The sequence below is a fragment of the Sandarakinorhabdus sp. genome (genome assembly GCF_031422795.1).
GTDB lineage: Bacteria > Pseudomonadota > Alphaproteobacteria > Sphingomonadales > Sphingomonadaceae > Sandarakinorhabdus.
Genome location: NZ_JANPML010000304.1, coordinates 1 through 2028, shown reverse-complemented (window position 1 = coordinate 2028; position 2028 = coordinate 1). Strand labels below are relative to the sequence as shown.

The following is a 2028-nucleotide window of genomic DNA, read 5'->3' as shown; positions in this document are numbered from 1 at the left end:
GGGCCGGCGGGGGAAACCGCGCCGGCCTTGCACGTCTTCAGGCCGCTTCGCTGTCCTTGTAAGCCAGCACCGGCCGCCTCGCGGCCAGCGTTTCATCAAGCCGGCGGCGCGGCGCCAGGTGCGGCCCGGTGCGCCAGGCATCCGGATCCGCCAGCATCTGCGTGGCGACATGGCGCATCGCCCCGATCAGCTGATCGAGATTGGCCTTGCTCTCGGTTTCGGTCGGCTCGACCAGCATCGCCCCATGCACCACAAGCGGGAAATACACCGTCATCGGGTGGAAGCCTTCATCAATCAGGCCCTTGGCGAGATCGAGGGTAGAAAGGCCGGTGCCATCGAGGAAATCATCCGAAAACAGCGCTTCGTGCATGCACGGCCCGCTGCTGGCGAACGGCGCGGTGTACAGATCCTTCAGGCTGGCGAGGATGTAATTGGCGTTGAGCACGCTGTCTTCGGCCACCTGGGCAAGACCATCGGCACCGTGGCTGAGGATATAGCTCAGGGCGCGGGTGAACATCCCCATCTGGCCGTGGAAGGCGACCATGCGGCCAAAACTGTCGGCGGCGTAGGTGCCGGCAGTGTCTTCCTCCACCAGTTCCAGCCCAGTCGCGGTTTTCCGGACGAACGGGATCGGCGCGAACGGCGCCAATGCGGCTGACAGCACGACCGGGCCCGAACCCGGCCCGCCGCCGCCATGGGGCGTGCTGAAGGTCTTGTGCAGGTTGATGTGCATGGCATCAATGCCCAGATCGCCGGGGCGCACGCGACCAACGATGGCGTTGAAATTGGCGCCGTCGCAATAAACATAACCGCCGGCGGCATGAACCGCGTCGGAAATTGTCTTCAGATCAGGCTCGAACAGGCCGCAGGTGTTGGGATTGGTGATCATCACCGCTGCCACATCTGGGCCAAGCCGCGCCAGCAGTGCATCAAGATCGACGCGGCCACGGGCGTTGGCCGGGATATTTTCCACCGTGAAACCGCAGAAGGCCGCCGTTGCCGGGTTGGTGCCATGGGCTGATTCCGGCACCAGCACGACGCGGCGCGGATCGTTTTTCGCATCGAGCGCGGCGCGAATGGCCAGCATGCCGCACAATTCGCCGTGGGCGCCGGCCTTGGGGCTCATGGCGACAGCGGGCATGCCGGTCAGCTTCATCAGCCAATCGGCCAGCACGTTGATCAGTTCCAGCGCGCCCTGAATGGTCGATTGCGGCTGCAACGGGTGAATATCGGCAAAGCCGGGCAGCCGCGCCATCTTTTCGTTCAGGCGCGGATTGTGCTTCATCGTGCACGAACCCAACGGGAAGATGCCCAGATCAATGGCATAATTCTGCCGCGACAGGCGGGTGTAGTGGCGCACGGCTTCCGGTTCGGAAAAACCCGGCAGCCCGATAACGGCATCGCGGCCCAGGCCGGCAAGCCGATCCGGAACCGGCGGCACCGGCGGCAGATCAACGCCCGACCTGTCGAGCGAGCCACGCTCGAACAGCAACGGCTCTTCCAGCATCAGCGCCTTGTTGCCGGTGAAGGTTTCAGCGACGGCACCGGTGCCGGCAACCAGGCGCGTGGGGCGGCCCACGTTGTTCATTGGAGTGCTCATTTCGCCATCACCTCATCCAGCGCGTCTTCATACGCGTCAAAATCCTCGTCGGTCGCGGTTTCGGTCACCGCCACGATCATGCCGCCAGTCAGCGATTTTTCGCCCGGCCACAACCGCCCCATCGACACGCCGCCCAGCACGCCCTTTTCGGCGAGCTTGCGCACCACGGGGCGGGCTTCGCGACCCAGATCCAAGGTGAATTCGTTGAAGAACGGGCCGTTGAGCAGGGTCACGCCGGGCACGCGGCCCAGCCGATCGGCCAGCTGCACGGCGCGGGCGTGATTGAGGGCAGCGAGATGGCGCAGGCCCTTTTCTCCCAGCAAGGTCAGGTGCGCCGAAAACGCCAGCGCGATCAGGCCGGAATTGGTGCAGATATTGCTGGTCGCCTTTTCACGGCGGATATGCTGTTCGCGGGTCGACAGCGTCAG

The 2028-nt window shown here is 64.6% G+C and carries 1 protein-coding gene and 1 pseudogene; both read right to left on the bottom strand.

Annotated elements, in window-relative coordinates; translation table 11 throughout:
• Window positions 1-37: 37 nt before the first annotated feature.
• Window positions 38-1600 carry an aminomethyl-transferring glycine dehydrogenase subunit GcvPB gene (gene gcvPB / locus RMO81_RS10995; RefSeq protein WP_409049610.1) on the bottom strand — a complete coding sequence of 521 codons (1563 nt, stop codon included), beginning with the start codon at window positions 1598-1600 and terminating at the stop codon, window positions 38-40.
• Window positions 1597-2028: pseudogene (locus tag RMO81_RS10990) on the bottom strand (glycine dehydrogenase); the annotation flags it as partial. The gene gcvPB and the pseudogene RMO81_RS10990, both read right to left, overlap by 4 nt.